This window comes from Bradyrhizobium sp. Gha, assembly GCF_900113735.1.
In the GTDB taxonomy this organism is placed as follows: Bacteria; Pseudomonadota; Alphaproteobacteria; order Rhizobiales; family Xanthobacteraceae; genus Bradyrhizobium.
The window spans coordinates 15,822-41,169 of sequence record NZ_FOQM01000055.1 but is presented as its reverse complement, the minus strand read 5'-3'; the positions used below and the strand labels follow the sequence as shown (position 1 = coordinate 41,169).

The 25,348-nt window shown below is 63.5% G+C and carries 28 protein-coding genes; 21 read left to right on the top strand and 7 right to left on the bottom strand.

The features are described 5' to 3' along the window. From BM222_RS36985 to BM222_RS42935, 6 genes are all read left to right on the top strand, one after another. Positions 1–1,451: copper-translocating P-type ATPase (locus BM222_RS36985; protein WP_092239583.1), on the top strand; the 1,451-nt coding region annotated here is incomplete at its 5' end. Next, entirely contained in the window at positions 1,451–1,672 is a 222-nt protein-coding gene (gene ccoS / locus BM222_RS36980) for a cbb3-type cytochrome oxidase assembly protein CcoS (protein WP_092239582.1), read from the top strand. The genes BM222_RS36985 and ccoS, both read left to right, overlap by 1 nt. Before the next feature lie 20 nt (positions 1,673–1,692). Continuing rightward, positions 1,693–2,481 (top strand): DUF2189 domain-containing protein, encoded by a 789-nt coding sequence (locus tag BM222_RS36975; RefSeq protein WP_092239581.1) that lies wholly within the window; start codon positions 1,693–1,695, stop codon positions 2,479–2,481. A 318-nt stretch (positions 2,482–2,799) separates the two neighbouring features. Continuing rightward, a complete protein-coding gene (locus tag BM222_RS36970) occupies positions 2,800–3,045 on the top strand; it encodes a hypothetical protein (protein WP_092239580.1) in 246 nt (81 codons plus the stop codon). Between the two features lie 627 nt (positions 3,046–3,672). Continuing rightward, the gene (locus BM222_RS36965) at positions 3,673–4,074 is read left to right on the top strand and encodes a VOC family protein (protein WP_092239579.1); all 402 of its coding nucleotides are present in this window, start codon (positions 3,673–3,675) and stop codon (positions 4,072–4,074) included. A gap of 525 nt (positions 4,075–4,599) precedes the next feature. Then, on the top strand, positions 4,600–4,734 hold the full coding sequence (locus tag BM222_RS42935; protein WP_283810291.1) for a hypothetical protein: 135 nt from the start codon (positions 4,600–4,602) through the stop codon (positions 4,732–4,734). Positions 4,735–4,966: 232 nt separating this feature from the next. On the opposite strand, the gene BM222_RS42570 is transcribed toward BM222_RS42935, so the two are convergent. The 4 genes from BM222_RS42570 to BM222_RS36945 all read right to left on the bottom strand — a co-directional run bounded on the left by BM222_RS42570 (position 4,967) and on the right by BM222_RS36945 (position 8,275). Next, positions 4,967–5,167: a hypothetical protein gene (locus BM222_RS42570; RefSeq protein ID WP_092239578.1), complete on the bottom strand. Its 201-nt coding sequence runs from the start codon at positions 5,165–5,167 to the stop codon at positions 4,967–4,969. A gap of 162 nt (positions 5,168–5,329) precedes the next feature. After that, the gene (locus BM222_RS43545) at positions 5,330–5,515 is read right to left on the bottom strand and encodes a hypothetical protein (protein WP_177243690.1); all 186 of its coding nucleotides are present in this window, start codon (positions 5,513–5,515) and stop codon (positions 5,330–5,332) included. Between the two features lie 277 nt (positions 5,516–5,792). Further along, entirely contained in the window at positions 5,793–6,968 is a 1,176-nt protein-coding gene (locus tag BM222_RS36950; protein ID WP_177243689.1) for an MFS transporter, read from the bottom strand. Positions 6,969–7,042: 74 nt separating this feature from the next. Further along, positions 7,043–8,275, bottom strand: coding sequence for a cytochrome P450 (locus BM222_RS36945; RefSeq protein ID WP_092239575.1), 1,233 nt, complete (start codon positions 8,273–8,275; stop codon positions 7,043–7,045). Positions 8,276–8,774: 499 nt separating this feature from the next. On the opposite strand from BM222_RS36945, the gene BM222_RS36940 reads away from it, so the two are divergent. The 12 genes from BM222_RS36940 (at position 8,775) to dhaK (ending at position 18,807) form a co-directional block, all read left to right on the top strand. After that, positions 8,775–10,121 (top strand): ABC transporter substrate-binding protein, encoded by a 1,347-nt coding sequence (locus BM222_RS36940; protein WP_092239574.1) that lies wholly within the window; start codon positions 8,775–8,777, stop codon positions 10,119–10,121. Between the two features lie 103 nt (positions 10,122–10,224). Further along, entirely contained in the window at positions 10,225–11,184 is a 960-nt protein-coding gene (locus BM222_RS36935) for a carbohydrate ABC transporter permease (protein WP_092239573.1), read from the top strand. Further along, positions 11,181–12,134, top strand: a complete 954-nt coding sequence (locus tag BM222_RS36930) for a carbohydrate ABC transporter permease (RefSeq protein WP_092239572.1) — start codon at positions 11,181–11,183, stop codon at positions 12,132–12,134. Before BM222_RS36935 ends, BM222_RS36930 begins: the two co-directional genes overlap by 4 nt. Continuing rightward, entirely contained in the window at positions 12,131–12,343 is a 213-nt protein-coding gene (locus BM222_RS36925) for a hypothetical protein (RefSeq protein ID WP_092239571.1), read from the top strand. Before BM222_RS36930 ends, BM222_RS36925 begins: the two co-directional genes overlap by 4 nt. 6 nt (positions 12,344–12,349) lie before the next feature. Continuing rightward, on the top strand, positions 12,350–13,447 hold the full coding sequence (locus BM222_RS36920) for an ABC transporter ATP-binding protein (RefSeq protein WP_092239570.1): 1,098 nt from the start codon (positions 12,350–12,352) through the stop codon (positions 13,445–13,447). Further along, on the top strand, positions 13,440–14,447 hold the full coding sequence (locus BM222_RS36915) for an ABC transporter ATP-binding protein (RefSeq protein ID WP_092239588.1): 1,008 nt from the start codon (positions 13,440–13,442) through the stop codon (positions 14,445–14,447). Before BM222_RS36920 ends, BM222_RS36915 begins: the two co-directional genes overlap by 8 nt. After that, positions 14,444–15,058, top strand: a complete 615-nt coding sequence (dhaL, locus tag BM222_RS36910; RefSeq protein WP_092239569.1) for a dihydroxyacetone kinase subunit DhaL — start codon at positions 14,444–14,446, stop codon at positions 15,056–15,058. The genes BM222_RS36915 and dhaL overlap by 4 nt, the downstream gene beginning before the upstream one ends. Continuing rightward, positions 15,055–15,441 (top strand): dihydroxyacetone kinase phosphoryl donor subunit DhaM, encoded by a 387-nt coding sequence (gene dhaM, locus BM222_RS36905; protein ID WP_092239568.1) that lies wholly within the window; start codon positions 15,055–15,057, stop codon positions 15,439–15,441. The genes dhaL and dhaM overlap by 4 nt, the downstream gene beginning before the upstream one ends. Further along, positions 15,434–15,748, top strand: coding sequence for an HPr family phosphocarrier protein (locus BM222_RS36900; protein ID WP_092239567.1), 315 nt, complete (start codon positions 15,434–15,436; stop codon positions 15,746–15,748). The genes dhaM and BM222_RS36900 overlap by 8 nt, the downstream gene beginning before the upstream one ends. Then, the gene (ptsP, locus tag BM222_RS36895; RefSeq protein ID WP_092239566.1) at positions 15,726–17,351 is read left to right on the top strand and encodes a phosphoenolpyruvate--protein phosphotransferase; all 1,626 of its coding nucleotides are present in this window, start codon (positions 15,726–15,728) and stop codon (positions 17,349–17,351) included. Before BM222_RS36900 ends, ptsP begins: the two co-directional genes overlap by 23 nt. Beyond that, on the top strand, positions 17,348–17,779 hold the full coding sequence (locus tag BM222_RS36890; RefSeq protein WP_092239565.1) for a hypothetical protein: 432 nt from the start codon (positions 17,348–17,350) through the stop codon (positions 17,777–17,779). The genes ptsP and BM222_RS36890 overlap by 4 nt, the downstream gene beginning before the upstream one ends. 38 nt (positions 17,780–17,817) lie before the next feature. Continuing rightward, positions 17,818–18,807, top strand: a complete 990-nt coding sequence (gene dhaK / locus BM222_RS36885) for a dihydroxyacetone kinase subunit DhaK (RefSeq protein ID WP_092239564.1) — start codon at positions 17,818–17,820, stop codon at positions 18,805–18,807. Between the two features lie 10 nt (positions 18,808–18,817). Here dhaK and BM222_RS36880 read toward each other — a convergent pair whose 3' ends face one another. Both BM222_RS36880 and BM222_RS36875 read right to left on the bottom strand, forming a co-directional pair. Next, positions 18,818–19,609 (bottom strand): carbohydrate ABC transporter permease, encoded by a 792-nt coding sequence (locus BM222_RS36880; protein WP_092239563.1) that lies wholly within the window; start codon positions 19,607–19,609, stop codon positions 18,818–18,820. Further along, positions 19,606–20,484, bottom strand: a complete 879-nt coding sequence (locus BM222_RS36875) for a carbohydrate ABC transporter permease (RefSeq protein WP_092239587.1) — start codon at positions 20,482–20,484, stop codon at positions 19,606–19,608. Before BM222_RS36875 ends, BM222_RS36880 begins: the two co-directional genes overlap by 4 nt. Before the next feature lie 409 nt (positions 20,485–20,893). Here BM222_RS36875 and BM222_RS36865 point away from each other — a divergent pair, with 409 nt between their 5' ends. The 3 genes from BM222_RS36865 (at position 20,894) to BM222_RS36850 (ending at position 24,673) form a co-directional block, all read left to right on the top strand. After that, complete coding sequence (locus BM222_RS36865; protein WP_502691002.1) at positions 20,894–21,061, top strand: DUF2934 domain-containing protein; 168 nt, start codon at positions 20,894–20,896, stop codon at positions 21,059–21,061. 428 nt (positions 21,062–21,489) lie between these two features. Next, positions 21,490–21,894 (top strand): hypothetical protein, encoded by a 405-nt coding sequence (locus BM222_RS41575; RefSeq protein WP_177243688.1) that lies wholly within the window; start codon positions 21,490–21,492, stop codon positions 21,892–21,894. Between the two features lie 457 nt (positions 21,895–22,351). Next, complete coding sequence (locus tag BM222_RS36850; protein WP_092239585.1) at positions 22,352–24,673, top strand: molybdopterin guanine dinucleotide-containing S/N-oxide reductase; 2,322 nt, start codon at positions 22,352–22,354, stop codon at positions 24,671–24,673. Positions 24,674–24,687: 14 nt separating this feature from the next. Here BM222_RS36850 and BM222_RS36845 read toward each other — a convergent pair whose 3' ends face one another. After that, positions 24,688–25,263 (bottom strand): TetR/AcrR family transcriptional regulator, encoded by a 576-nt coding sequence (locus BM222_RS36845; RefSeq protein WP_092239559.1) that lies wholly within the window; start codon positions 25,261–25,263, stop codon positions 24,688–24,690. Between the last annotated feature and the right edge of the window lie 85 nt (positions 25,264–25,348).

Genomic DNA, 25,348 nt, shown 5'->3' with positions numbered 1-25,348 from the left:
CTGACGAAATCTCGCAGGTGCCGGTCGCAGCGATCCATCCCGGCGACATCGTGCTGCTGCGGCCCGGCGAGCGCTGCGCGGTCGACGGCACGGTGATCGAGGGGCGCTCCGAGATCGACCAGAGCCTGATCACCGGCGAGACGCTCTATGTCACGGCCGAGCAGGGTACGCCCGTCTATGCGGGCTCGATGAACATCTCCGGCACGCTGCGGGTGCGGGTCTCTGCTGCATCGGAGGCGACGCTGCTTGCCGAGATCGCCCGGCTGCTCGACAATGCGCTCCAGGCGCGCTCGCGCTACATGCGGCTGGCCGACCGCGCCTCGCGGCTTTATGCGCCCGTGGTGCATGCGACCGCGCTGGTCACGATTCTGGGCTGGGTGATCGCGGGCGCCAGCTGGCATGATGCTGTTGTCACCGGGGTTGCGGTTCTGATCATCACCTGTCCCTGTGCGCTCGGGCTTGCGATCCCGACCGTGCAGACGGTGGCCTCGGGCACGATGTTCAGGGCTGGCGTGCTGCTCAACTCCGGCGATGCGATCGAGCGCCTCGCCGAAGCCGACCACGTCATCTTCGACAAGACCGGCACGCTGACGCTGCCAGATCTCGACGTGAGCAACGCCGCCGACATTCCCGGCGAAATTTTCGAGCTAGCCGGACGCCTCGCATTGTCGAGCCATCATCCCGTCGCCGCCGCGGTTGCGCAGGCTGCCGGCGCGAGATCGCCGATCGTCGGCGCCGTCGAAGAGGCCGGGCGGGGCGTCCGCGCAGCGGTGGATGGTGTTGAGCTCCGCCTTGGCCGTGCTTCCTTCTGCGGAGCGGAGGCGTTGGTGATCGGCGCCGATCTCGATCCCGAAGCCTCGGTCGTCGCCTTCAGCAAGGGCGACGCAAAATTCGTCCTCTCGGTGCGCCAGGGTCTGCGTCCGGATGCGCAGGCCGTGATCGCGGCGTTGAAGGATCGCAACATTGGTATCGAGATTCTCTCCGGCGACCGCGAGCCCGCAGTGGTCGCGGCGGCTCATTCGCTCGGGATCGCCGAATGGCGCGCCGGCGTCACGCCGGCCGACAAGATTGCGCGGATCGAAGAGCTGAAGCGGCGTGGTGCAAAGGTGCTGATGGTCGGCGATGGCATGAACGATGCGCCGGCGCTCGCGGCAGCGCACGTCTCGATGTCGCCCATCTCGGCGGCGCATCTGAGCCAGGCCACCGCGGATCTCGTCTTCCTCGGCCGACCGCTGGCGCCCGTTGTCGCGGCCATCGATTCCGCGCGCAAGGCGCTGCATCTGATGCGGCAAAATCTCTGGCTTGCGATCGGCTACAATGTCCTGGCCGTGCCGGTCGCGATCAGCGGCGTCGTGACGCCACTGATCGCGGCGGCCGCCATGAGCGGATCCTCGATCCTGGTGATGCTGAATTCGCTGCGCGCCCGCAGCGCCTCGCGGGAGACCGTGTGATGGAGATTTTGGTCTTCCTGGTGCCTCTGGCACTGATGCTCGGCGGTGCGGGCCTCGCCGCCTTCCTCTGGTCGCTCCGCAGCGGCCAATACGACGATCTCGACGGTGCAGCCTGGCGGGCGATCGCGGAGGACGATGATGAGCCGCCGATCGCGCCAGCCGGCGGCAACAGATGGCGACCCAGCGAAGGCGGAGAAAAGTGGGGGCCTGCCTCGATATAAATCGGTGAGCAGAGGGATCCATGACGTCGGTATCCGGCAAGGCTGATCCCGTGGTCCGGTGCATTGCGGCTGCGGTCATTGTGGAAGCGCTGAGTGAGGGCTTGCGCGACTTTCAGGCGGCGCCGCTCTACGGGCTGGCTTTCGGCGCGCTCTATGCTGCGGGCGGAATCGCAATATTGCTCTGCCTGCTGGGGCTCGACCTCGTTTACTTGGCCTATCCGCTCGCTGCTGGGTTTGCAATGATCGGCCCGTTTGTCGCCACCGGGATCTATGAAGTGAGCCGTCGACGCGAGAACGGGCTGACGATTTCGGCCGCGGCGATATGGTCCACTGTGAAGTCCCGGGGCGAGATCGGTTGGATGGCTTTCGTCACGCTTTTCGTCTTCGTTGTGTGGATGTACCAGGTACGGCTGCTGATGGCGCTGCTGATTGGGCTTAATGCCTCGTTTTCCAGCTTTCACGAGTTCATGACGATTGTGCTCACGACCAACGGAGGACTGTTGTTCTTAGTTGTCGGCAACGCGGTTGGCGCAGCCCTATCACTGATACTTTTTGCGCTTACGGTGGTGTCGTTCCCATTGCTGCTTGAGCGGGATGTCGATTTCGTTACTGCTATGATCACCAGCGTACGCGCGGTTGCGGCCAGTCCTGGGCCGATGATCGGATGGGCCGCGGTTACCGTCGCGCTGTTAGCGGTCTCGGCTATCCCGTATTTTCTCGGCCTGGTGGTGACACTCCCGGTGCTTGGTCACACCACTTGGCATCTTTACCGCCGCATTGTTGTGCCGGTGGGTAGCGGCGCGACTTGACGCCGGCGAGCAGTGGGCCGCGGCGAATGCCGTCGTATTTGATCTGGCGCAATGCAGACGCTGCCCGACGACAGGATATTGAGCTAATTCAATCCTTCCGGAGGTCGCCATGACATCGTTGGTCACAGATTCGGCATCGATCGCGAGCAGGTTGATTGCAAGCTTTGCGGACTGGCTCTGGCGGGGGCACGATTGTGCTGACGTCCGGTCGATGAGCGCCTCGGAGGTCGAATCCATAGCGCACGATCTTCGCATCTCGCGAGCCGAGCTCGAAGTTCTCGTCGTCCATAACCACCAAGCCGCCAACGAACTGCCGCAGTGCTCGAGGGCCTCGGGATTGACGAGTGTGCGATCGCGCGCAAGGAGCCGGGTGTGCTGCGCGACTTGACGTTGGTATGCGCACTTTGCTCAACGAAGTTCCGCTGTAACCGCGAGATCGAGGCGGGGACGGCGGCTCTGCACTATCAGGATTATTGCGCCAACAGCTACACCATCGATGCGCTGAGAAAGGAATCTTCAAGAGCCGAGGTAGCCGAATTTATTCGCGGGCCTGCCTGCTGCTGATTGCTTCGACGATTCGCCTAAGCGAGCGTCAGGGCAGCCGGTCCGAGCTCTTCCACTGCCTCGTGGTAGCGATGGACACAGGCACCTGCGACCGAGACGTCGTGCTTGATTCCCGGGCAGCCCGCCTTCTGTGCCTCGTCTTTGCCTTCGCGCAGCGCCCAACCACGCCGACGTTGCGCTTCGGCACGTCCCGACCAGCCACTGCTTAAGCAATGCCTGGACACCCTGGACACCGTCGTCTTGTCCTGAATGGCCTTAACTTGCCCCTCCCAGACCGTACCTGATGGACCTCCTTTGCGATCGTTGTGAGCACGCGTCCATCAGCGGCGAGACGACATCCATCGTCGCCCTATCCGCAGCCCCAATCAAGCGGCCGTTACTCAGCAGCCATCCAGCCTGAAGAGCGGCGGGGCCCATAGGAGTTGCGCCCCGCCGCGGACTCATCAACCTGCCTCACGCGAAGGATTGGATGAGATATCGTAGATTGGTTGGTGTGGGGAAAGGCGGTAGCGCTCCCCCGCTACCATTCTCTCCCCAAGCCCCCGCTTGATCGTTCGGCAGAACTCAGCCCATCCTGATGCATGGCGCCGCGCATAGCACGCGCCGTACGGTGGGGAGTGGGGCGGCATGGTCGATGGTCTGCCAAGCGAAGTCGAGGTCATCTCGCTGTTCGTCGATGACATCACGTCGTCGAAGGCGTTCTACGCCAAGGTCTTCGCAGCCGAGACCGTCTGGGCGGATGACGTCTCGTCCGTGCTGAAATTCGGCGGGCTCCTGATCAATCTTCTCGACGCATCCCGGGCGCCTCCGCTCGTGGAGCCATTGCCGGTCGGGCCGTCGTCCGCAGGCGCCCGCGCGCTGCTGACGATCAGGGTCGCTGACGTCGATGCGGTGTGCTCTGCGCTTGGGGCTGTTGGTGTCGATCTGCTCAATGGCCCGATCGACCGTCCATGGGGACGCCGAACCGCGGCTTTCGCCGACCCTTCGGGTCATGTCTGGGAGATCGCGCAGGTGATCGGGCGGACGTAGTTTGTGGACGGGGCGAGAGCTCGCGGAAAGGCCTGCCAAACTCCAATTGGTTTCGCTTCCCATAGCCCACTGGTGCCGGTTTCAACAACAACGCCGCCCTGGCGTGGTATTGCGGTCATTGCCCGTCGCCCCAAACACCTTCGCACCGACCCCTCCTCGCAAAAGATATTACACTTTACCGAATTCGGAAATGGCGTATGGGTCGTCCATCCCAGCTCATCCAGTGAGCGCACCGGACCTCGCGATCATCCTGGCGCGCGAATGTTGATGTACGGATGACGACCGGCGCGTCTGCCAATCGCATCCGTCACGCCACCCAACGGCACCGGTAATCTTGCCGCAGATCTCGCGAGCGTTCTCTCGCCTCCAGCTCCTACGTCGGCGCTCCACACATTGCCCATTAAGGAACTGCTTACGAGTTGCTGTCACCATTTCCCTATTAGGTCGCCATAGGCGGCAGCCAATTCCAAGAACGCTTTAATTTTTCGACACGCCCAGTTGGCGGTCTCTTGAAGGAGAGGCCCAATGTTTAAGGGCTTCACAGTGGCAATTATCGCGCTGATTAGCATAGCGCAGGTGGATCACTACCTAACCAACGGTCGGTACACCGACGCGGCCATGGCTATGCTGCGGCAAATCAAGCATGCATTTGGGTTTTAGATAATCGTTTAGCGCGGAGCCGCGTGATGGACATCTCATGGGCTGATCTAGATAGCGATGAGCAGCGCACCGTTGCTGTATTGGGAGCCGGACTTTCCATTGAACTGTGCGACCCTCTCGCCCTCCTGACGTTGAGGCGTCTCGGTCTAATCGTAGGGTTCGATTTGACGGCTGCCGGACACGATTTGCGAAGAGATGCCGTTGTGAAGAGTGTCGCAAGCTCACGCTCGGCTTAGACCATCCGATCCTTGGTGACCCGCAAGCTGCGAACGTAATAGCCCTGATTTCGAACGGCTGACTTGATTTCGTCGCTGACCTTCAGAATTCTCCTTCTGCTCTTGCGCCATCTTTTGCCGGAGTAGGCCGCCGGTATCGGTGAGCCTAAACTTAGAACGAGCAGGTCACGTGTCCCGTTGCGATAGACATCAAACACTTTCCGCCCCGCGATTTATTAATTGAAACGAGAATGAAGTGCGTTTGGTCGCGTCAATGAACGAAACTTGGCGGCTAGGATCGTCGCGCAGGTTGCAGCTCTGCAACAACATATGCTTCTTGTGAATTGCGGGGAAAATGCCGGTATGATGGCACGATCTACTTAGGTTTCTGCTTGGATGTTGTTCGTATGCCACGCCAACGCACCAACTCTGCTCTCGATGAATATGAGCTGGCGGTCGATGAAATCGTCGCCGGTTGTGACGGTGACCTGCGCGCTGCGCTTAGAGCGCTGATGCTGTTGAACGAGCGGCTCGAGCAGCGATTGGAGGAGATGAGTGAGGTTCATCCTCCTCACCAGCGGCTGCATTGAGAGCATGCCACGGCAAACTTGGCATCGGCCGCAAGTTGCCGAACGCGCTCTGCATGTGAGTGGGCCGACTTAAGGCAAGGCACCCGCAGGCGCTGATCAAGGCCGACGCGCGCGTTTGATCGAAATGCGATATGGGGAAAGTTGCGTGTTGTCTGGCACGCGCTAGCTTAACCTTGGCTTCTCATGGAGACCCCCGCTAGTTGAATTCGCTGAGTATCGCGAACTGCGTTGACGTGATGCTGGCCGCTCCGCGTCAGGAGCTTGGCTCGGCAGCGAGAGCGCCGCCAGGCCGCCGGACAAGCATCGCGAAGACACCAAATACCGGAATGGCAAGCAGCATCGCGACAGCCGCGGTATCGAAGGTGATGGAAGCCGATCTGGCCGAGCGGGCAAGCAGACCCTGCAGCACAGGGAAACCGAGCATGATGGCGTAGGAAATCGTGTAGAAGACACCCATGCCGACCGCCCGGATCTCCGTGGTCAGCACCTGCGCCGGCAATGTCATCATGGCGCCGCCGGGCAAGCCGGAAACGATCCCGATCAGCACGAAGAGCCCGATATTGGCGTGCATGTGCGGCACCGCCACCAGCGCTGCCGCGGCGACAGCCAGGGACAGGACGATCAGGCCGCCTGGCTTCGACAGCCTGGACGCAATGAGCCCTCCGGCCGGGATCGAGAGCAGCGACATCCACAAGACGATGCTGACATAGGAGGCTGCAACACTGGCGACAAAACCCTTCTCCACCAGCAGCGCCGGACCGAAGCCGAACACGGTGGCAAAGGCCGCATTCGCAACGCCCCAGAGCACGCCGATCACCGAGATCGCCAGGAGGGTGAGCCCTCGCGGCAGTGACACGGGCGCGACCACGCCGGGCCGGGCGGCGTTGGGGATCAGGAGCACGTTCAGAAGCAGCACGACGACAACGAGACCGAGCAGGAACGCACGGGCCTGAAGCAGCCCGAACAATTGAGCGATCGGCGGCAGGCAGACGAGCGACAACGCGATGCCGCATGGCCATGCATTGACGTACACGGCCATGGCCAGCCCGAGATTCCTGCCGGAGAACCGATCGACGATCATCTTGGTCGCGGCGACGGTGAGCACGACACCTCCGGCCCCCGCGATCAATCTCGCCGCCAGATAACCGATCCAGCTGCCATGCAACTCGAGGGCTCCGCCGCAGGCCATGAGGACCAGACACCCAATGACAGCCACCCGGTCTCCGAGCCGCGAGACGACAATTCCGCCAGGGAGACACAGCAACACACCCGGCGCCAGATAGGCGCCAATGAGAAGACCAAGCTGGCCGTAATCGATGTCCTGGGCCCTCAGCAGCGGCGCGAGCGAGCCCACGCTCTGGAACTGCATGCCCATGATGCAGCGCCCAAGGAAAAGCGCCGTGAGAATGAGCCACTTCTTGTCGTTCACGGATCCCCCGGGCAACTCCAGCATCAACCCTGCGTTTTTCCCTTATCCGGATGCGTCCACCAAGAGGCGGTCAACTACCAGCTCGCGGGCAAAGTCTTCAGCCCGCGCATGACGAACTTCGGCTTCCAATCGGGATTTTCGGTGTTGTCGATCCGCAATTCAGGAATTCGCCGGAGCAGCGTAACGATGGCTATCTCTGTTTGCAATCGCGCAAGTTGAGCCCCGAGACAGAAGTGAATGCCGCCGCCAAATGACAAGTTTTTTCCGCCATGTCGCGTGATGTCGAGCTGTTCCGGCCGATCCGGATAGGCCGCCTCGTCGCGGTTGGCCGACGCCAGAAGACACAACACGCTGGCGCCCTTCGGGATCGTTTTTTCGTGGAGATCCCAGACGTCCTCGAGCGCCACGCGACCCGTGAACTGGATCGACGGCTCGTAGCGAAGAAATTCATCGACTGCGGAGCCGATCAGATCCGGCCTTTCGCGAAGCAACGCGAGTTGCTGCGGGTTTCGATGCAGCGCCAGCAAGCCGTTGCCGATCAGATTGATCGTGGTCTCGTGCCCCGCCACGAACAGCAGCATGATGCTGGCCGTCAATTCCTCGTTCGTCAGCTTGCTGCCGCTCTCCTCGGATTGCATGAGCTGCGTTGTCAGGTCATCGCAGGGACAGCGGCGGCGCTGCTCGTAGAGTCGCTCGAAATAGCTCCGGACGGTTTGAACGCGACCGTTTGCGGTCGCGAGCTCCTCGGGCGTGAACGGAGCCGACTCCAGGATTTTGACGCTGTCTTCCGAGCAGGCGTGGAAGAGCTTCCGGTCTTCCTCGGGAATTCCTAGCATGTCACAGATGATGGCGACCGGAGGATGATAGGCGAAGTCCGCGACCAGATCCATTTTCCCGACGTCGAGGACGGCATCGATGGCGTCATCGACGACCTGCTGAATGCGTGGCCGCATGGCCTCGACCCGTCGAGCCGTGAACGCCTTGACGACGAGGCCGCGCAGCCTTTCATGTTGAGGCGGATCGGAGAGCAGCATCGTCCGGGACATGTGATCGAACAGCGTCTCCGCCATGATCTCAGGACCGTAATGCCGCTGGCTGCGTTCGATGAAGTCCTTGCCGAAACGCCGATCCCTCAGGACAAAGCCGACGTCCGCATGCCTGCTGATCACATAAGCGCCAAAGCGGGCCAGATGAACCGGATCGAGTCCGCGCAGCCGCGCGTAATGAGAGTATGGGTCCTGGAGGAAGGCTGGCGAGAACGGATTGAAAGTCGGCTCGGTATTCTCAGGTGTTGCCAGGCTTGACATCAATAGCTCCTCACCAAGACTGCGCGGGCAGCGCTCATGAACGGAAAACAAGATCTTTGATATGCACGATGGTCACGCCGGGCTCGGCAATGAGGAGCCCGACATGTCCCTAGGACAGCTGCGACTGATATCGGCTCAGCACACGATCGAAAAAAGACAAAAGGCGGCTCGCAACCGTAACACAGTCGACGGTCAAGGCGCATCTTAACGGCGAGATTCTAAAAATCGGAATCGCGGGCCAGAGCGAGTCCTCCAGACGGATCGTGCGATGGCTTCAGAAAGATCGTCTCGCGAAGCCGGCAAAGTCGCTTGCAATGTTTAGTAAATGGTGGTTCACTAAACAAATCGAGCCTGCCGGGCCTATAGAATCCGGGTGGCGCGAGGAAACGTTAGTTTAGTTACTCAGCTCGTCACGGACTGTGTCGCTCTGCTCGAAGCATTCGAGCGGGTAGGAACGCCGCGCCATGTCGATGGCCGGCCCACTCGGAGGGAACGTGTAATGAAACGGACGATGAAGACGCTTGCAGTGTCATGCGGGGCTGTCGCCGCCGCGCTCGGTGTCGGAGCGGGCACCACGCCCGCGCAGGCGCAGGGCAAGACCATCACGCTGTGCTGGGCCGCATGGGACCCCGCCAACGCGCTGGTCGAATTGTCGAAGGACTTCAGCGCCAAGTCGGGTATCGGTATGAAGTTCGAGTTCGTGCCGTGGACCAATTACGCCGATCGCTTCCTGAACGAACTCAATTCGCACGGCTCGCTGTGCGACCTCATCATCGGCGATTCCCAATGGATCGGTGGCGCCGCGGAGAACGGCCAATACGTCAAGCTCAACGATTTCTTCAAGAAGGAAGGAATCAGCATGGACGACTACATGCCGGCAACCGTGGTCGGATATTCCGAGTGGCCGAAGAACACGCCGAACTATTGGGCGCTGCCGGCGATGGGCGATGCGGTGGGCTGGACCTACCGCAAGGACTGGTTCGCGCGGCCGGACGTGCAGAAGGACTTCAAGGCAAAGTACGGCCGCGAGATCGGCGTGCCGAAGACGCTCGATGAGCTCAAGGACATCGCGCAATTCTTCCAGGGCCGCGACATCGACGGCAAGAAGGTCTATGGCGCCTCGATCTACACCGAGCGTGGCTCGGAAGGCATCACCATGGGTGTCTCGAACTACCTCTACGATTACGGCTTCAAATACGACGATCCGAAGAAGCCCTATGCGATGGACGGGTTCGTGAATTCGCCCGGTGCCGTGAAGGGGCTCGAAGCCTACAAGGAGCTCTACAAGTGCTGCACGCCGCCCGGCGCCTCCAACTCCTACATGTCGGAGGGGCTTGATGCCTTCAAGTCCGGCCAGGTGGCGCTGCAGATGAACTTCTTCGCCTTCTTCCCGGGCCTCTACAAGGACCCGAATGTCGGTGGCGACAAGATCGGCTTCTTCGTCAATCCGGCCGGTCCCGCCGGACAGGCGACACAACTCGGCGGCCAGGGCATCTCGGTGGTTTCCTACTCCAAGAACCAGGCCGAAGCGCTGCAATACATCAAGTGGTTCTCCGGCGGGGACGTCCAGAAGAAGTGGTGGGCGCTCGGCGGCTATTCCTGCGCCAAATCGGTGCTGAACGATCCGAGCTTCCCCGGTAGCGCGCCCTTCGCCAAGGAGTTCCTGCAGTCGATGGGCATGGTCGTCGACTTCTGGGCCGAGCCGTCCTACGCCCAACTGCTGCAGGCGGAGCAGAAGCGCGTGCACGACTATGTGGTGGCCGACAAGGGCACCGCACAGGAAGCGCTCGACGGTCTGGTGAAGGACTGGAAGGCGATCTTCAAGGAAGAAGGCAAGAAGTTCTGAAAGCACGCTGGCCGGAGCGCGTGCGCTCGCGCTCCGGCCGTTCCTTCGAGATGACCGGGAACGGTCGCATCGTCGACGCCGGGTGCCAGGATCGGTCGCTGCAATGAATGAATTGAGTGCCTCTTCGCGGATCACCTATCGGGCCGTCATGGTCCGGCCAGGCCTCGCGCGTCGTATCCGGGGCCTGTCGGACAGGATGCTCGCCTGGCTCTTCATCACGCCGACGATCGTGCTGTTGCTGGCGATCAACATCTTCCCGCTGCTCTGGACGATCTATCTGTCGTTCACGAATTACCGCGCCAACAGGGCCAACGTGCCGACGATCTGGCTCGGCGCCGACTGGTATCAGTCGATCCTGACCGACCCTGACATCTGGGCGGCAATGCAGGTCACCGCGCATTTCGTGATCTGGACGGTGGTGATCGAGACCGTCCTCGGATTTGGACTGGCCTATCTCATCGACAAGAAGTTCCGCGGCCATGGGATGTGGACCACGATCATCCTGCTGCCGATGATGCTGTCGCCGGCCGTGGTCGGCAATTTCTGGACGTTCCTGTACCAGCCGCAGATCGGCCTGTTCAATTACGTCGTCGCCTTCTTTACCGGCCGCGCCGCCTCGTCCTTCCAGATGCTGGGCGACGTCACGCTGAGCCCCTGGGCCATCGTCATCGTCGATGCCTGGATGTGGACGCCCTATGTGATGCTGATTTGCCTCGCCGGCCTGCGTTCGATCCCTGACTACATCTATGAGGCCGCCGAGGTCGACCGCGCGTCGAAATGGCGGCAGTTCTGGTCGATCACGCTGCCGATGGCGCTGCCGTTCATCATGCTGGCGGTGCTGTTCCGCGGCATCGAGAATTTCAAGATGTTCGACATGGTCAATCTGCTCACCGGCGGTGGGCCGGGATCGACGACGGAAGTCGCCTCGATCACGCTCAAGCGTGCGGCGTTCGAGAGCTGGCGCACCGGCTATTCCTCGGCCTTCGCGATCATCCTGTTCGTGACGGTCTTCGGTCTCGCCAACATCTACGTGAAGGCGCTGAACAAGGTGAAAAGCCGATGACATCAGTCACCACAGCCCACTCGGTCGTCGAGCCGTCGGTTACGACGCGGCGCTTTGCCGGCTCGCTCGTCGTGCTCTACGCCATCATCACCATGATCCCGCTGGTCTGGATCATGCTCACCGCTTTCAAGTCGCCTGACGATGCGATCTCCTATCCGCCCAAGGTGATGTTCAAGCCATCGCTCGAAGGCTTCTGCAACCTGTTCACGACGCGCTCGCGCCAGACCCCGGAGTTCATCCGCTCGCTGGGACCGCCGCAGGGGCTGTGCGACGGCATCGCGCGCGACCGCAACATGGTGGTCGCCGGTCCCTCGAATTACGTGCCGCGCTTCGTCAATTCCCTGATCATTGCGTTCGGCTCGACCGTGCTCGCAGTTGCGCTCGGCACCTTGTCGGCCTACGGCTTCTCGCGCTTCCGCGTGCCGCTGAAGGACGATCTGCTGTTCTTCATCCTGTCGACCCGGATGATGCCGCCGATCGCGGTCGCGATCCCGATTTATCTGATGTACCGCACCATCGGTTTGTCGGATACGCGACTCGGGATGATCCTGCTCTACACCTCGGTCAACGTCTCGCTCGCAGTCTGGCTGCTCAAAGGCTTCATCGACGAAATCCCGCGCGAGTATGAGGAGGCGGCGATGATCGACGGCTACACCCGATTTCAGGCGTTCGTGAAGGTGGTGCTGCCGCAGGCGACCACGGGAATTGCGGCAACCGCGATCTTCTGCCTGATCTTCGCCTGGAACGAATACGCCTTCGCGGTGCTTCTCACCTCAGGCAACGCGCAGACGGCGCCGCCCTTCATTCCGATCATCATCGGGGAGGGCGGGCAGGACTGGCCCGCGGTGGCCGCCGGCACGACGCTGTTCCTGGTGCCGATCGTGGTGTTCACGGTCTTGCTTCGCAAGCACCTGCTGCGCGGCATCACCTTTGGAGCTGTGCGCAAATGAGCGTCGATCTCACCCCCTCCATCGCACGTCGTGGTCTTGCGGACCGCATTCTGCGCCGCGCTCCACTCGAAGCCATCGCGACGACGATCATCGCCGCCGGGGTGGTGATGCTGATGCAGCCATTGTCTCTGACACTTTATTCCTGGTCGTTTGCGACGACCCTGTTCGGCACGGTGATGTTCACCATCGTGTCCAAGGTCCGGGAGTAGCGCGCGATGGCACAGATCAAGGTCGAGGCGCTCGACAAATCCTTTGGTAGTTTTCATGCGGTCAAGTCTGCCAGCTTCACGGTGGAGGACGGCCAGTTCCTCTGCCTGCTGGGACCGTCCGGCTGCGGCAAGACCACCACGCTGCGCATGATCGCAGGCCTGGAGCTGCCGACGGCGGGCACCATCCGGCTCGACGGCGAGGACGTGACGATGAATCGCGCCTCGGCACGCGACATCGCCTTCGTGTTCCAGCTGTTCGCGCTCTATCCGCATATGAATGTCCGGCGCAACATCGGCTTTCCCCTGACATGCGAAGGGATCAGTGCAGCCGAACGCGACCGACGTGTTGTCGAGGCCGCGCGCATCCTGCGGATCTCCCATCTTCTCGACCGCTCCGTCTCGGGCCTTGCCGGTGGCGATCGGCAGCGCGTCGCGCTGGGGCGTGCGATCGTGCGCAAACCAAAATGTTTTCTGATGGACGAGCCGCTCGGCGCACTCGATACCGAGATGCGCGAGGCCATGATCCATGAACTGCGGGCTCTGCATGATCGCCTGGGAGCGACGACCGTCTATGTCACCCATGACCAGCTCGAAGCCATGGCGATGGCCGACAGGATCGCGGTGATGAACAACGGCGTCGTCGAGCAGGTCGCAAGTCCGCGCGACATCTATGACCGGCCGGCTTCGCTGTTCGTTGCCGACTTCATCGGCTCCCCACCGATGAACTTCCTGCCGTTCCGTAGCGGCTTGCAGACCGGCGCAGAGGCGATCCGGCTCGGCGAGCGCGACGTGGCCATTCCTGCGGCGCGCGAAGCGATGACGGAAAGCGAGCTCGTGCTCGGCGTGCGGCCCGAGCATGTGCGCTTCACCGATCGCGGCATGGTGCGCGGCGAGGTCTATGGCACGGAATATCTGGGCACGATGCAGATCGTGACCGTGACGACCCGTTACGGCGCGCTCAAAGCCCGCTCACCCAGCAGCCGATCGTTCCGGACCGGCGAGACTGTCGGGCTCGACTTCCGGCCCGATACGCTGTCGATCTTCGACAAGGCATCGGGCCGGGCGATACGCACTGCGCTGCATGACGGAGGTGTGCATGGCTGAGGTCGAGATCAACGCTGTCTCGAAGGCCTTCGGCAAGACTCAAGCCCTGAGCGATCTGTCGCTGACGGTGGGCGACGGCGAGTTCGTCGCATTGCTTGGGCCGACCGGCGCCGGCAAGACAACGGCATTGCGCTTGATAGCCGGGTTGGAGCAGCCGGATCGCGGCTCGATCCGCATCGACGGGCGCGACGTGACCGGCGATGCACCGGCCGATCGTGACGTCGCCTTTGTCTTCCAGCAATATTCGCTTTATCCGCACCTCACCGTGTTCGAGAACATGGCCTTCTCGTTGCGAGCGCCGACCCGCCGCGTCGCGGAAGCCGACATTCGCGCCAAGGTGCAGGAGATCGCACGTCTGCTTCACATCGAGACCAAGCTCGACAACAAGGCGACGCAGCTGTCGGGCGGGCAGATGCAGCGCGTCGCGATCGGCCGGGCGCTGGTCCGTTCGCCCTCGATCTACCTGATGGACGAGCCGCTGTCCTCGCTCGATGCCAAGCTGCGCGGCGAGTTGCGGCTCGAACTCAAGCGGATCCAGGTCGATCTCGGCGCGACGATCCTCTATGTCACGCACGACCAGACCGAGGCGATGACCATGGCCTCGCGCATCGGCGTGATCGAAGGCGGGCGGCTGATGCAGATTGGCACGCCGCGGGAGATCTACGAGAACCCTGTTAACGCGCATGTCGCGGCGCGGCTGGGCCAGCCGGTGATCAATCTGCTGCCCGCGGCGCTGTTCGGCCGGGCCCCTGATGGGGTCGAGACGATCGGCGCGCGGACCGAGCATTTGACGATTGCGCGCGGCGGCGGCGATATCTCGGCAACCGTCAAGCGGGTCGAGCACCTCGGCGACCAAAGCCATCTCCATCTCGATCTCGCCGGCCGACCGGTCGTGACGCTGGCGGATCCCGAGGCGGGCTTTGACGCCGGAGACGTCGTGTCGCTCCGTCTGAACAAGCCGCTGTATTTCGATGCGAAGGGCGGGAGGGTAGCGGCATGAGCCTCGATCGGGGTGCCAGGGAAAAATTGGTGCGAGCGCTGGCAGGCTCGGTGATTGAACACGCGGACGAGCTGACGAGCCTCGATCAGGCGATTGGCGATGGCGATCACGGGCTGAACATGAAGCGCGGTTTCGAGGCGGTGCTCGCGGCGTTGCCCGGCCTTGCCGACAAGTCGCTCCCGGAGATGCTGAAGGCGATCGGAATGACCTTGGTCATGAAGGTCGGCGGTGCGTCGGGGCCACTGGTCGGAACGTTCTTCATGGAACTGGGCAAGGCGCTTCCGGAGCAGCCGAGCCGCGCCGATCTCGTTGCGGCGACGGAGAAGGCGATCGAGGCCGTCAAGGCGCGCGGCCGTTCCGAGGCGGGACAGAAGACGCTGCTCGATGTCCTGGTGCCCGTGCACGCCGTGCTGGCGGGCGGCGGCGATGCCAAGGCGATCGCAGCCGAGGCTGCGCAAGCGGCCGATCGCACCACGCCGATGCAGGCGATTCGCGGCCGCGCGTCGTTTCTGGGCGAACGTTCGATCGGTCACATGGACCCGGGCTCGCGCTCGGCGTCGCTTCTGATCGGCGCAGCAGTCGAGACACTGGAGTTCGAGGTCACCCCATGAGCAACGTTGGAATTGTCATCGTGTCGCATTCGCCGAAGATCGCGGAGGGCGCGGCCGATATGGTGCGCCAGATGGTGGGAGACGCGGTGCCGCTGGCCTGGACCGGCGGCGATGTCGATGGCGGGCTCGGTACGAACGTCGCCGGGATTCTCGAGGCGATCGAGAACGCCTGGTCGCCCGCCGGCGTCGCGATCCTCGTCGATCTCGGCGGTGCCGAGACCAATTCAGAGATGGCGGTGGAGATGCTGCCCGAAGACCGGCGCGCGCGCGTGCTGGTCTGTAATGCCCCGGTGGTCGAGGGGGCTGTGATCGCCGCGACCGAATCTTCGGGCGGCTCATCGCTGACCGCCGTCAAGCGCAGTGCGGAGGAATTCTATGCATGATGCCAACGCCAACCGGGCGGCTCACACGTTCGCGCCGCTGACCGCCTCGGCGGTCCTCGTCAATCCGGTCGGCCTGCACGCGCGGCCGTCGGTGAAGCTCACGCAATGCGCGAAAGGCTTTGCCGCCAAAATCGAAATTGCGCTTGCCGCCGAGGGGCCCTGGACCGACGCCAAGAGCCCGGTGAAGGTGATGCGCGTGAAGGCGCCGCAGGGCGCGACGCTGCATTTCCGCGTCGCCGGTCCCGATGGCGACGCGGCGCTCGCGGCCATGCTGGCGCTGGTGCATGACGGTTTCGGCGAGGCGTAGAATCGTGGGCGAGATCCATCTCACCGGCCATCCCGCCTCGCCCGGCCTCGCCATCGGCCCGGTCGCGGTGCTGACGAGAGAAGTCGCGAGCAGGGTGACGAAGGGCGATCCGGCTCAGGAAGCCGCAGCGCTGAAGGCGGCCATCGAGGGGGCGGCAGTCGAACTCGCTGAACTGATCGCGAAGGTTCACGGCGAGGCCGCGGAGATTCTGGAGTTCCAGGTCGCGATGCTCGGTGACGATGCGCTTGCGGAAAGTGCGTATGAAGCTGTGGCCACCGGCACGGCTGCCGACGAAGCCTGGCGCACGGCACTCGATGCGGAGATCGCAGGCTATCGCGCGGCCGACGAGGAGTATTTCCGCGCACGCGCCGCGGATCTCGTCGACATTCGCGATCGCGTGCTCGCCGGGCTGAATGGTGCGGATGCGATCGCAAAGATATCTGGCGACTCCGTCGTCACCGGGGACGATATCTCGCCCTCGACCTTCCTCGCCGTCGACTGGACCCGTGGCGGTGCCATTGCGCTGGCGAGCGGTTCGCCGTCGTCGCACGTCGCGATGCTCGCGCGCTCGCGCGGTGCCCCGATGGTGGTTGGACTGGGTCCATTGCCGTGGAACGGACAACCGCCGTCATTGGCGCTGGTCGACGGCGACACCGGCACCGTGATCTTCGATCCCAAGCCCGAGACGCGCCGCCTTTTCGAGGACCGCATGGCGGCGGCGAATGCTGCACGGATCGCTGCCGACGCCGGTCGTCTCAAACCGGCGCTGACGGCGGACGGCCGTCGCATCGCCGTCCTTCTCAACGTCGCCGCGCCCGAAGACGTCGAAGGCCTCGATCCCGCAATCTGCGACGGCATCGGCCTCGTCCGGACCGAGTTTCTGTTCGAGGGATCGAGGGGGCTTCCCGGCGAGGATGCGCAATATGCGGTCTACCGGCGCATCCTCGAATGGGCCGCCGGACGGCCGGTCACGATCCGCACCCTCGATGCCGGCGGCGACAAGCCGATCCCCGGCGTCACGGTCGATGACGAGCGCAATCCGTTCCTGGGTTTGCGCGGGATCCGGCTCTCGCTGGCGCGGCCGGAGGTGTTTCGCGTGCAGTTGCGGGCGCTTTGCCGCGCGGCTGTCCACGGGACGCTCAAGGTGATGCTGCCGATGATCGCGATCCCTGCGGAGCTCGATCGTGCCAACGCCATGCTGGATGCGGAGTTCGCAGCACTCAAGGCTGCGGGCACCGCCTGCGCCCGTCCGTTGCTCGGCATCATGGTCGAGATCCCGTCGGCGGCGCTATGTGCAGAGGACTTCGGCGCGGCGTTCTATTCCATCGGGTCGAACGACCTGACCCAATACACAATGGCCGCTGCGCGCGACATCGGCGCCGTCGCCGACCTCAACGATGCCGGCCATCCCGCCGTGCTGGCGCTGATCGCGCGAACGGTCGAAGCCGGGCGCAAGCGCGGCGTCGAGGTCTCGCTCTGCGGCGATGCCGCGGCGGATACGCGTCTGACCAAGGCGCTGCTGGCGGCAGGCTTGACGACTCTTTCGGTCTCGCCGATTGCGGTGGCCAGCCTCAAGGCCGCCATCGCCGGGGTGACTGCATGACGGATGATAACGACGAAGACACAAGCCGGCCGGGCGACAGCAATGTCGCTGACTACAAGCTGATCCTGCGGCGGGCGCTCGACAACCGGCCATCCGGGACGCGTTTGAAGCTCGCGGCGGCGCTGGGCAAGAACCGCTCCTTCGTCAGCCAGATCACCAATCCGGCCTATCTGGTGCCGATTCCGGCGAAGCATGTCGCGATCATCTTCGAGGTCTGCCATCTCTCGGGCGCCGAGCGGGCGGCCTTCCTCGAAGCCTATGGGCGCGCGCATCCGGGACGGCTGCGCGGTGCCCATCGCGAGGCGCGCACGCGCATGGTTACCGTGACGGTTCCAGATCTCGGCGACGACAAGAAAAATCGTGCGCTCGAGCAGCTCGTCGTCGACTTTGCCGCCCAGCTTGCGCGCTACACCGAGAGCATCGGCTGACGAATTCGAAACTCAAAATAGATAATCGGGAGGACGCCATGAAAAAGCTGATCAACAGCGCCGATACGGTGCTCGAAGAGAGTCTCGACGGGTTGGCGGCAGCCCATGCCGATATCCTGCTGCTCGGTGCTGACAGGAAGTTCGTGCGCCGCCGCAATCTGAAGCCGGGCAAGGTCGCGCTGATCTCGGGCGGTGGCTCCGGCCATGAACCGCTGCATGCGGGCTTCGTCGGCCAGGGCATGCTCGATGCGGCCTGTCCGGGTCAGGTCTTCACCTCGCCGACGCCGGATCAGATGATCGAGGCAGCCGAGGCCGTCGACACCGGGGCGGGCGTGCTCTTCATCGTCAAGAACTACGAAGGCGACGTGATGAACTTCACCATGGCCGCCGAGATGGCCGGTCGCGAGGTCGCGAGCGTGGTGACCAATGACGACGTCGCGGTCGAGAAATCGACCTACACGACGGGGCGTCGCGGTGTGGCGGGCACGCTGATCGTGGAGAAGATGTTGGGCGCGGCGGCCGAAAAGGGCCTGCCGCTCGCCGCGCTCAAGACGCTCGGCGATGACGTCAACAGGCGCACCCGCTCGATGGGCGTGGCGCTGCTGCCATGCACGGTTCCGGCGGCGGGCCGGCCGAACTTCACGCTGGCTGACAACGAAATGGAAATGGGCGTCGGTATTCATGGCGAGCCGGGTCGCCGCAGGGTGCCGCTGGCATCCGCCGATGACATCGCGGCCGAGATGCTCAATGCGATCCTTGGGGATCTCGCACCGAGCAAGGGCAGCGAAGTCCTGCTTCTGGTCAACGGGTTCGGCGCAACGCCGCTGATCGAGCTGTATCTGATGGCCAACAGCGCCAAGCGCATTCTGCACGGGGCGGGGATCACGGCGAAGCGATTCCTGACCGGGTCTTACGTGACCTCCCTCGACATGGCCGGTGCATCGATCACCGTCTCCGTGCTCGACGGCGCGTCGATGGAATTGTGGGACGCCCCGGTGCATACCGCGGCGCTACGCTGGGGCATCTAGTCGATTCGGCTCAGGTGCGGATCACAAAGCCTCTGGCGAGGTGATTGCGCACGAAATAGATCATCGCTACGCCCGGAACGAGCGCGAGCACGGTCATCGCCATGACGAGGCCGAGATCGGTCCGGAAGCCGAACAGCGCGTTGATGGCCATGGTGATCGGCTTGCCGCCTGTTGTCGTCAGGATGCGGGCCAGCACCACCTCCACCCAGGAAAAGATGAAGCAGAAGAACGCGGCGACGCCGATGCCCGGTGCGATGGCGGGAATGAGATGACGGAAGAAGAAACTGCGAAGCGAATGGCCGTCAAGGAACGCCGTTTCATCGAACTCGCGCGGCACTGCGGCGATGAAACCCTCCAGGATCCAGATCGAGATCGGGATGTTGAAGACGCAATGAACCAGCGCGATGCCGACGGGCGTATTCGCGAGGCCGACCTGCGCGAACAGCACGAAGATCGGCAGCGAGAGCACGACGGTCGGCGTGATGCGGAACACCAGCAGCAGGAAGAACAGCTGGCGATCACCGGCGAACCCGTAGCGCGCGAATGCATAGGCGGCCGGCAGGCCAACGCCAAGGCAGAGGGCGACGTTCAGCACGACGTAGATGATGGAGTTGAGGATCGATTGCTTCAGGACCGGTGACTGGAGGATGTTCTGGTAGTTGACCAGGGTGAAATGTCCGTCCGCGATCCCGGCGCGCGGCAACGTCGAGACGAAGCTTGTGATGATCGTCTGCGCCAGCGGCACCAGGACGAAGGCGGCTATCACGGCGAAGAGGGTGATCCGCCCAATCGATGACTTCACTTGGCCGGCTCCATGGCATCAGGCGCCCGCGTGCTTGTTGCCGCCTTGAACGTCCACGCGACCGTCAGGACGATCAGGAAATAGACGATCGAACGGGCCGCAGATGGTCCGTAGTTGAAGGACTGGATCTCCTCGCCGAGATCGAGGCTGAGGAATGCGGTGGCGCTGTCGGGTCCGCCGGCATTGATGCGGAAGGCCTCGATATAGATCATGAAGCTGTCCATGAAGCGAAGCAGCACCGCCATCGACAGCACGGGCTTCATTTTCGGTAGCTGGATGAAGCGAAACACCTGCCATGGCGACGCGGAGTCGATGGCTGCGGCCTGATAGTAGGCGGGCGGAATGCTGGAGATGCCGGCATAAGCCAGCACGACCACGAGCCCGAGCCAATGCCAGGTGTCCATCACGACAAGTACGATCCAGGTGTGCAGGGCATTGAACTTGTAGTCGAAGCCGACACCCATCCAGGCCAGCATCCGCCCGGCGAGGCCGGCATTGGGATTGATGAAGTTCAGCCAGATCACCGGGATCATGTTCCAGGGCACCACCAGCGGCACGGTAATCAGGACGAGAACCGCGCTGACGATGAATTGGCGGGATCGCTGCAGCAACAGCGCAATCCAGATGCCGAGCGGCAGCTGGACCGAGAGCACGATGGCCGAGAACAGAAGGCTTCGCGCCAGGCTGGCGTAGAACCGCTCAGACCTCACGATGTTGCTGTACCAGTCGACACCCACCCAATAGGGGTTGGTCAAGCTGAACAGGTCCTGGAAGGAGTAATTGGTGACGGCGACCAGGGGGAGGATTCCGACGAAAGTCACAATGACCAGCGCGGGAAGCACCAGGAACCAGGCTCTGTTGTCGTAAGGCTTCATGTCGAGCGATTGCAACGGGGACACGTCCGGGCACGAAAAAGGCCTCGATTGACACCGAGGCCCGTTCAGCATTCCGGATCGAACCTGAATTAGCCCGCCACACAGCCCGCGGACAAGTCCGGGAGATGGCACCGCAGCTCCGCGCGTCGGTCATTGCTGACTGCGACAATGAAGTCGTCGCACGCCCGAGCGGGCGCAATCAGTCAAGAATGCAGCGGCGCGCCTGCTGCTTGCAATTCGGCGCTCGCAAACTTCACCGGCCAGATGTCCATGGTGACGCGGGGAGAGGAACTGTGCGCCAGATCAAAGCTTGAATCGGCGGGCCGGCGTCGTCGCCGATGGCTGGCCGGCGCGGCCCCGCCTTCCAGCCCCAAAAACCTCGGGGCGAGGCCGCGCTTCATGACAGGAGATGCAATTGTCCGAGCCGAATGAGCAAGAGATCAGGGAGCGGGCGCACCAATTGTGGGAGCGCGCCGGCAAGCCCGAGGGCCGTGAGGACGAGTTTTGGCACGCGGCCGAGCAGGAGCTGCGCAACGAAGACAGATCGAACACCTTGAGGACGCCGGATACGCTGTGACCAAGCTATGCCCTTTCTGCCGCGGTCTGGGATGGGTCTGTGAAAACCATCCACTGCGGGTCTGGAGTGAAAAGGCGGGCGGATGCCGGTGCGGCGCAGGCATGCCCTGCACGTGCAACACCGCGGAAGACCCGGAGATCAGGGCCGTGATCGTCGAAGCGGATACGATCTGGCATTGAGAGCATCAGCGCTTCGATGGAACGCAGGCACGCGCAAGAAAGAGCCGCCGGGTTCCTCACCGCGGCGGCTTCGCAAGTCCGCAGCTGTTGATCGCCTCCCAGCCTGGTGCGTACCGCCGTTACCTTGTTTGCGGCCATGCTCAGCCGTTCTAGGCAATCGGGCTCGATTCGGCTGTGACCCAAAGCACACACGCTGGAGTCATGTCGCGCATGAGATGTTGCGGCCCCTATTTCTGTCCGGATCCCGACATGCCGGCATTTGGGACGGCACTTCCCTGCGTCGAGCCGGCTACGGCGCCGCCTGGCGATGCAGGCGTGGATTTCGCCGGCGCGCTTGATCCGCCGCCATTGTTGTCCGCCGGCGTGTTCAGGCTCGAAGCTCCCGCGCCCGTGGCGCCGCCGGTGCCGGATGAGTTGATGCTGGAGCCCCTGCCGGATGCACCTGATCCGCTTTGCGCGCCGGCTGGCGACGTCGTGATCACGGCCGCTCCGAGTGCGACCATCGCAAGGATCTTCATGTCGGCTCCTTCAGTTGAGGGCAGGAGATGGGCCGCGCGCAGCGATTCATCGCCGGAGCTGAAGCTGGTGCGGCTGATCGTCCATCTGCAACGGCTCCAACCGCCGAAAGTGCCTAATCAAGTCAGGGCAGGTTGACCTCCAGCCGTCAAAGAACAGTCGTCACCGGCTGAGAGCCATCATGTTGCATGATGGACGAGGCGGCAATGCCGATAAAAGCCGAAAGCCCTGCGGCGAAATGGCGGCCGTGGAGCGTACGTGTTTTCCGCACTCCGACCACGCGAAGGCGTCGCTGCAACTTCGAACGCTAGCAGAAGGGTGTGCTGTTGCACCTTGCTCCGTCATTGCGAGGAGCTCTTGCGACGAAGCAATCCAGGATCCCTCGACGGCGACAGTCTGGATTTGCTTCGCTGCGCTCGCAATGACGGTGTGGAGGCCTTTTTGCTCCCTCAAGGCCTGCAACTCGCGGGACGCCGCCATGCGTCCGGTTCCTGACATCGGTAATCCGTTGCCCTGCACGCGGCGCTCTCACTATATTGGCCCGATGCTGACGACCGGAGCCGCCTGTACGGTGCTCCGCGATGAGGGCCACGCGATGGACGATACGATTGGCTTCCCCGACTCCGGACTCGATTTGTCGGATGGATTCAAGCCGCACACCTCGCACTGGGGCGTCTTTTCCGCGCGCAACGGCGCTGCCGGGCTGGAGGTGAGGGCGTATGGCGGCGATCCCGATCCGAACGGTATCATCGACAATTTTCCCGGCGCGCTGCGCCACCAGGCGCGCATCGCCCAACCGGCGATCCGCCGTGGCTGGCTCGAGCGCGGGCCTGGTCCCGACGACCGCCGCGGCCGCGATGAATTCGTCTCCGTCAGCTGGGAGAAGGCGCTAGACCTGCTCGGCGACGAGCTGGCGCGCGTCCGCGATACGCGGGGCCCGGGCGCCGTGTTCGGCGGCTCCTACGGCTGGGCCAGTGCCGGCCGCTTCCATCACGCCCAGAGCCAGGTGCACCGCTTTCTCAACATCGCGATGGGCGGCTATGTCCGCTCGGTGAATTCCTATTCCTCCGGTGCGTCCTCGGTGCTGCTGCCGCAGATCATGGCGGGCTACGAGGACATCACCAAGCGCAACGTCACGTGGCAGCAGATCGCTGACGAGACCGAGATCGTGCTCGCCTTCGGCGGCATGGCGCTGAAGAACTCGATGGTGGCCGGAGGCTCCATCAGCAAGCATGTCGAACGCGGTGCCATGGCGACGGCGCGGGCGCGCGGCTGCGAGTTCATCCTGATGAGCCCGCTGCGCGAGGATTTGCCGGTCGAGGCCGGCGCGGAATGGATGACCTGCATCCCAGGCACCGACACCGCGCTGATGCTCGGGATGATCCACACGCTGGTAGCCGAAGGTCTGCACGACCAGGCCTTCCTCGACCGCTACACCGAAGGCTGGCCGGTGTTCCTGCGCTACCTCACCGGTGCGAGCGACGGGCAGGCCAAGGATGCCGCGTGGGCGGCCGCGATCTGCGGCCTCGACGCAAATGCGATCCGCATGCTGGCGCGGCGCCTGGCCGGCAAGCGCGCGCTGATCACCGTCTCGCATTCGCTGCAGCGTGCCGAACATGGCGAGCAGCCGGTGTGGATGGGCATGGTGCTGGCGGCAGCGCTGGGCCAAATCGGTCTTCCCGGCGGCGGATACGCCTATTCGCTCGGCGCGATCGGCTATTACGGCCGGCGCGTCAACGACGCGCCGGGGCCAACGCTGGGGCAGGGCCGCAACGGTATCCGCGATTTCATTCCGGTGGCGCGCATCGCCGATATGCTGCTCAACCCCGGCAGCACCTATCGCTACAACGGCGAGACGCGCACCTATCCGGACATTCGCCTGGTCTACTGGGCCGGCGGCAATCCGTTCCATCACCACCAGGACATCAACCGCCTGCGCAAGGCCTTTGCCAAGGTCGATACGCTGGTCGTGCACGAACTCGCCTGGACCGCCACCGCGCGCCACGCCGACATCGTGCTGCCCTCGACCATGACGCTCGAGCGCGAGGACATCGGCTATTCCAGCAACGATCCGCTGATGGTCGCGATGCATCGCATCGCCGAGCCGTTTGGGCTCGCGCGCGACGATTACGAGATCTTCGCTGATCTCGCCGATCGCCTCGGCGCCCGGGAACCCTTCACGGAGGGTCGCACCTCGCGGCAATGGCTGGAGCATCTTTACGAGCCGACGCGCGCCTCACTCGCCAAGCGCGGCTTGGACTCTCCGAGCTTCGAGGAATTCTGGCGGCGCGGCAGCCTGGTCGTGCCGCAACAGCCCGACGATGGCGGCCGCTTGCGCAGCTTCCGCGAGGATCCGGCCGCGCATCCGCTGCCGACGCCGAGCGGACGCATCGAAATCTATTCCGCGAAGATCGCCGGCCATGGCGATGCGGATTGTCCGGGCCATCCGGTCTGGCTCGAAAAGAGCGATATGCCCAACTCGGGCGCGCCGTGCTTCCTCGTCGCCAACCAGCCGGTGACGCGGCTGCACAGCCAGCTCGATTTCGGCGGCCATTCGCTTCAAGCCAAGCATCGCGGCCGCGAGGTCGCGCGCATGAATCCGCGCGATGCTGATACGCGCGGCATCGTGGACGGCGACATCATCCGCCTCTTCAACGAACGCGGCGCGTGCCTGGCCGCGGTGCATGTCACCGACGACATCGCACCCGGTGTGGTGCAGCTGCCGACCGGCGCCTGGTACGATCCGATGGACCCGGAGAACGAGGCGCCGCTCTGCGTCCACGGCAATCCGAACGTGCTGACGCGCGATGTCGGCACCTCGTCCTTTGCGCAAGGCTGTACCGGCCAGCTCACCACGGTCGAGGTGGAGAAGTTCACCGGCAATCTGCCGCCGATCCGCGCGTTCGATCCGGTGTAACGGATTCGGACGCGTCAACGCGCGTTCGCGGTCGCAATCGCTGCTTCCACCGCATTCTCCAGGATCTCGTCGGACAGCGGCTTGTCGTTGACGGCCCGAGCCAATTGCAGCGCGCCGACCATGGTCGCATAGATCGTGATCGCCTTGCGCCGCCGCCGTTCCGGCGAGCCCTGCCTGATCTGCTCCGCCATCAGCACGATGATGTCGGCGAGCTTTCCGGTGAAGGCATCACGCGTTGCCTTCGGATGCCGTGCGATCTCGGCGGCCAGCGCCGCGGTCGGGCAGCCCGTGCCGGCGCGGTCGCGGTGCCGCGTCGAAAGATACTCGCGGATGGTGGCCTCGAGCGCCACGCCGTTCTCCAGATTGTCCCTGTGCCGCTCCTCACGCCGGGTGAGCGCATCGATCAGCACCTTTCGCACCAGCTCCTCCTTGGAGGCGAAGTGCGAGTAGAAGGCGCCATTGGTAAGGCCCGCCTCCGCCATGATGCCGGCAATGCCGACGGCGGCAATGCCACTCTCCCGAAACTGCGCCGAGGCGACATCGAGGATGTGCCGGCGGGTCTCGTCCTTGTGTCCCTTGTCGTAGCGCATGGGCCTCAATCCCCTCCCATGGTCAGCCTGGACGGCGGCCACGGGATCGTGAGCGATTTGCTATTGCATTACGATCATAATAATA

What these genes read in the sequence shown, in the direction of transcription:
- ccoS (WP_092239582.1), top strand. Translation starts at nt 1,451, where the DNA reads ATGGAGATTTTGGTCTTCCTGGTGCCTCTGGCACTGATGCTCGGCGGT.
- BM222_RS36975 (WP_092239581.1), top strand. Translation starts at nt 1,693, where the DNA reads ATGACGTCGGTATCCGGCAAGGCTGATCCCGTGGTCCGGTGCATTGCG.
- BM222_RS36965 (WP_092239579.1), top strand. Translation starts at nt 3,673, where the DNA reads ATGGTCGATGGTCTGCCAAGCGAAGTCGAGGTCATCTCGCTGTTCGTC.
- BM222_RS42935 (WP_283810291.1), top strand. Translation starts at nt 4,600, where the DNA reads ATGTTTAAGGGCTTCACAGTGGCAATTATCGCGCTGATTAGCATAGCG.
- BM222_RS43545 (WP_177243690.1), bottom strand. Translation starts at nt 5,515, where the DNA reads ATGAACCTCACTCATCTCCTCCAATCGCTGCTCGAGCCGCTCGTTCAA.
- BM222_RS36945 (WP_092239575.1), bottom strand. Translation starts at nt 8,275, where the DNA reads ATGTCAAGCCTGGCAACACCTGAGAATACCGAGCCGACTTTCAATCCG.
- BM222_RS36940 (WP_092239574.1), top strand. Translation starts at nt 8,775, where the DNA reads ATGAAACGGACGATGAAGACGCTTGCAGTGTCATGCGGGGCTGTCGCC.
- BM222_RS36935 (WP_092239573.1), top strand. Translation starts at nt 10,225, where the DNA reads ATGAATGAATTGAGTGCCTCTTCGCGGATCACCTATCGGGCCGTCATG.
- BM222_RS36930 (WP_092239572.1), top strand. Translation starts at nt 11,181, where the DNA reads ATGACATCAGTCACCACAGCCCACTCGGTCGTCGAGCCGTCGGTTACG.
- BM222_RS36925 (WP_092239571.1), top strand. Translation starts at nt 12,131, where the DNA reads ATGAGCGTCGATCTCACCCCCTCCATCGCACGTCGTGGTCTTGCGGAC.
- BM222_RS36920 (WP_092239570.1), top strand. Translation starts at nt 12,350, where the DNA reads ATGGCACAGATCAAGGTCGAGGCGCTCGACAAATCCTTTGGTAGTTTT.
- BM222_RS36915 (WP_092239588.1), top strand. Translation starts at nt 13,440, where the DNA reads ATGGCTGAGGTCGAGATCAACGCTGTCTCGAAGGCCTTCGGCAAGACT.
- dhaL (WP_092239569.1), top strand. Translation starts at nt 14,444, where the DNA reads ATGAGCCTCGATCGGGGTGCCAGGGAAAAATTGGTGCGAGCGCTGGCA.
- dhaM (WP_092239568.1), top strand. Translation starts at nt 15,055, where the DNA reads ATGAGCAACGTTGGAATTGTCATCGTGTCGCATTCGCCGAAGATCGCG.
- BM222_RS36900 (WP_092239567.1), top strand. Translation starts at nt 15,434, where the DNA reads ATGCATGATGCCAACGCCAACCGGGCGGCTCACACGTTCGCGCCGCTG.
- ptsP (WP_092239566.1), top strand. Translation starts at nt 15,726, where the DNA reads ATGACGGTTTCGGCGAGGCGTAGAATCGTGGGCGAGATCCATCTCACC.
- BM222_RS36890 (WP_092239565.1), top strand. Translation starts at nt 17,348, where the DNA reads ATGACGGATGATAACGACGAAGACACAAGCCGGCCGGGCGACAGCAAT.
- dhaK (WP_092239564.1), top strand. Translation starts at nt 17,818, where the DNA reads ATGAAAAAGCTGATCAACAGCGCCGATACGGTGCTCGAAGAGAGTCTC.
- BM222_RS36875 (WP_092239587.1), bottom strand. Translation starts at nt 20,484, where the DNA reads ATGAAGCCTTACGACAACAGAGCCTGGTTCCTGGTGCTTCCCGCGCTG.
- BM222_RS36865 (WP_502691002.1), top strand. Translation starts at nt 20,894, where the DNA reads ATGCAATTGTCCGAGCCGAATGAGCAAGAGATCAGGGAGCGGGCGCAC.
- BM222_RS41575 (WP_177243688.1), top strand. Translation starts at nt 21,490, where the DNA reads ATGCCGGCATTTGGGACGGCACTTCCCTGCGTCGAGCCGGCTACGGCG.
- BM222_RS36850 (WP_092239585.1), top strand. Translation starts at nt 22,352, where the DNA reads ATGGACGATACGATTGGCTTCCCCGACTCCGGACTCGATTTGTCGGAT.
- BM222_RS36845 (WP_092239559.1), bottom strand. Translation starts at nt 25,263, where the DNA reads ATGCGCTACGACAAGGGACACAAGGACGAGACCCGCCGGCACATCCTC.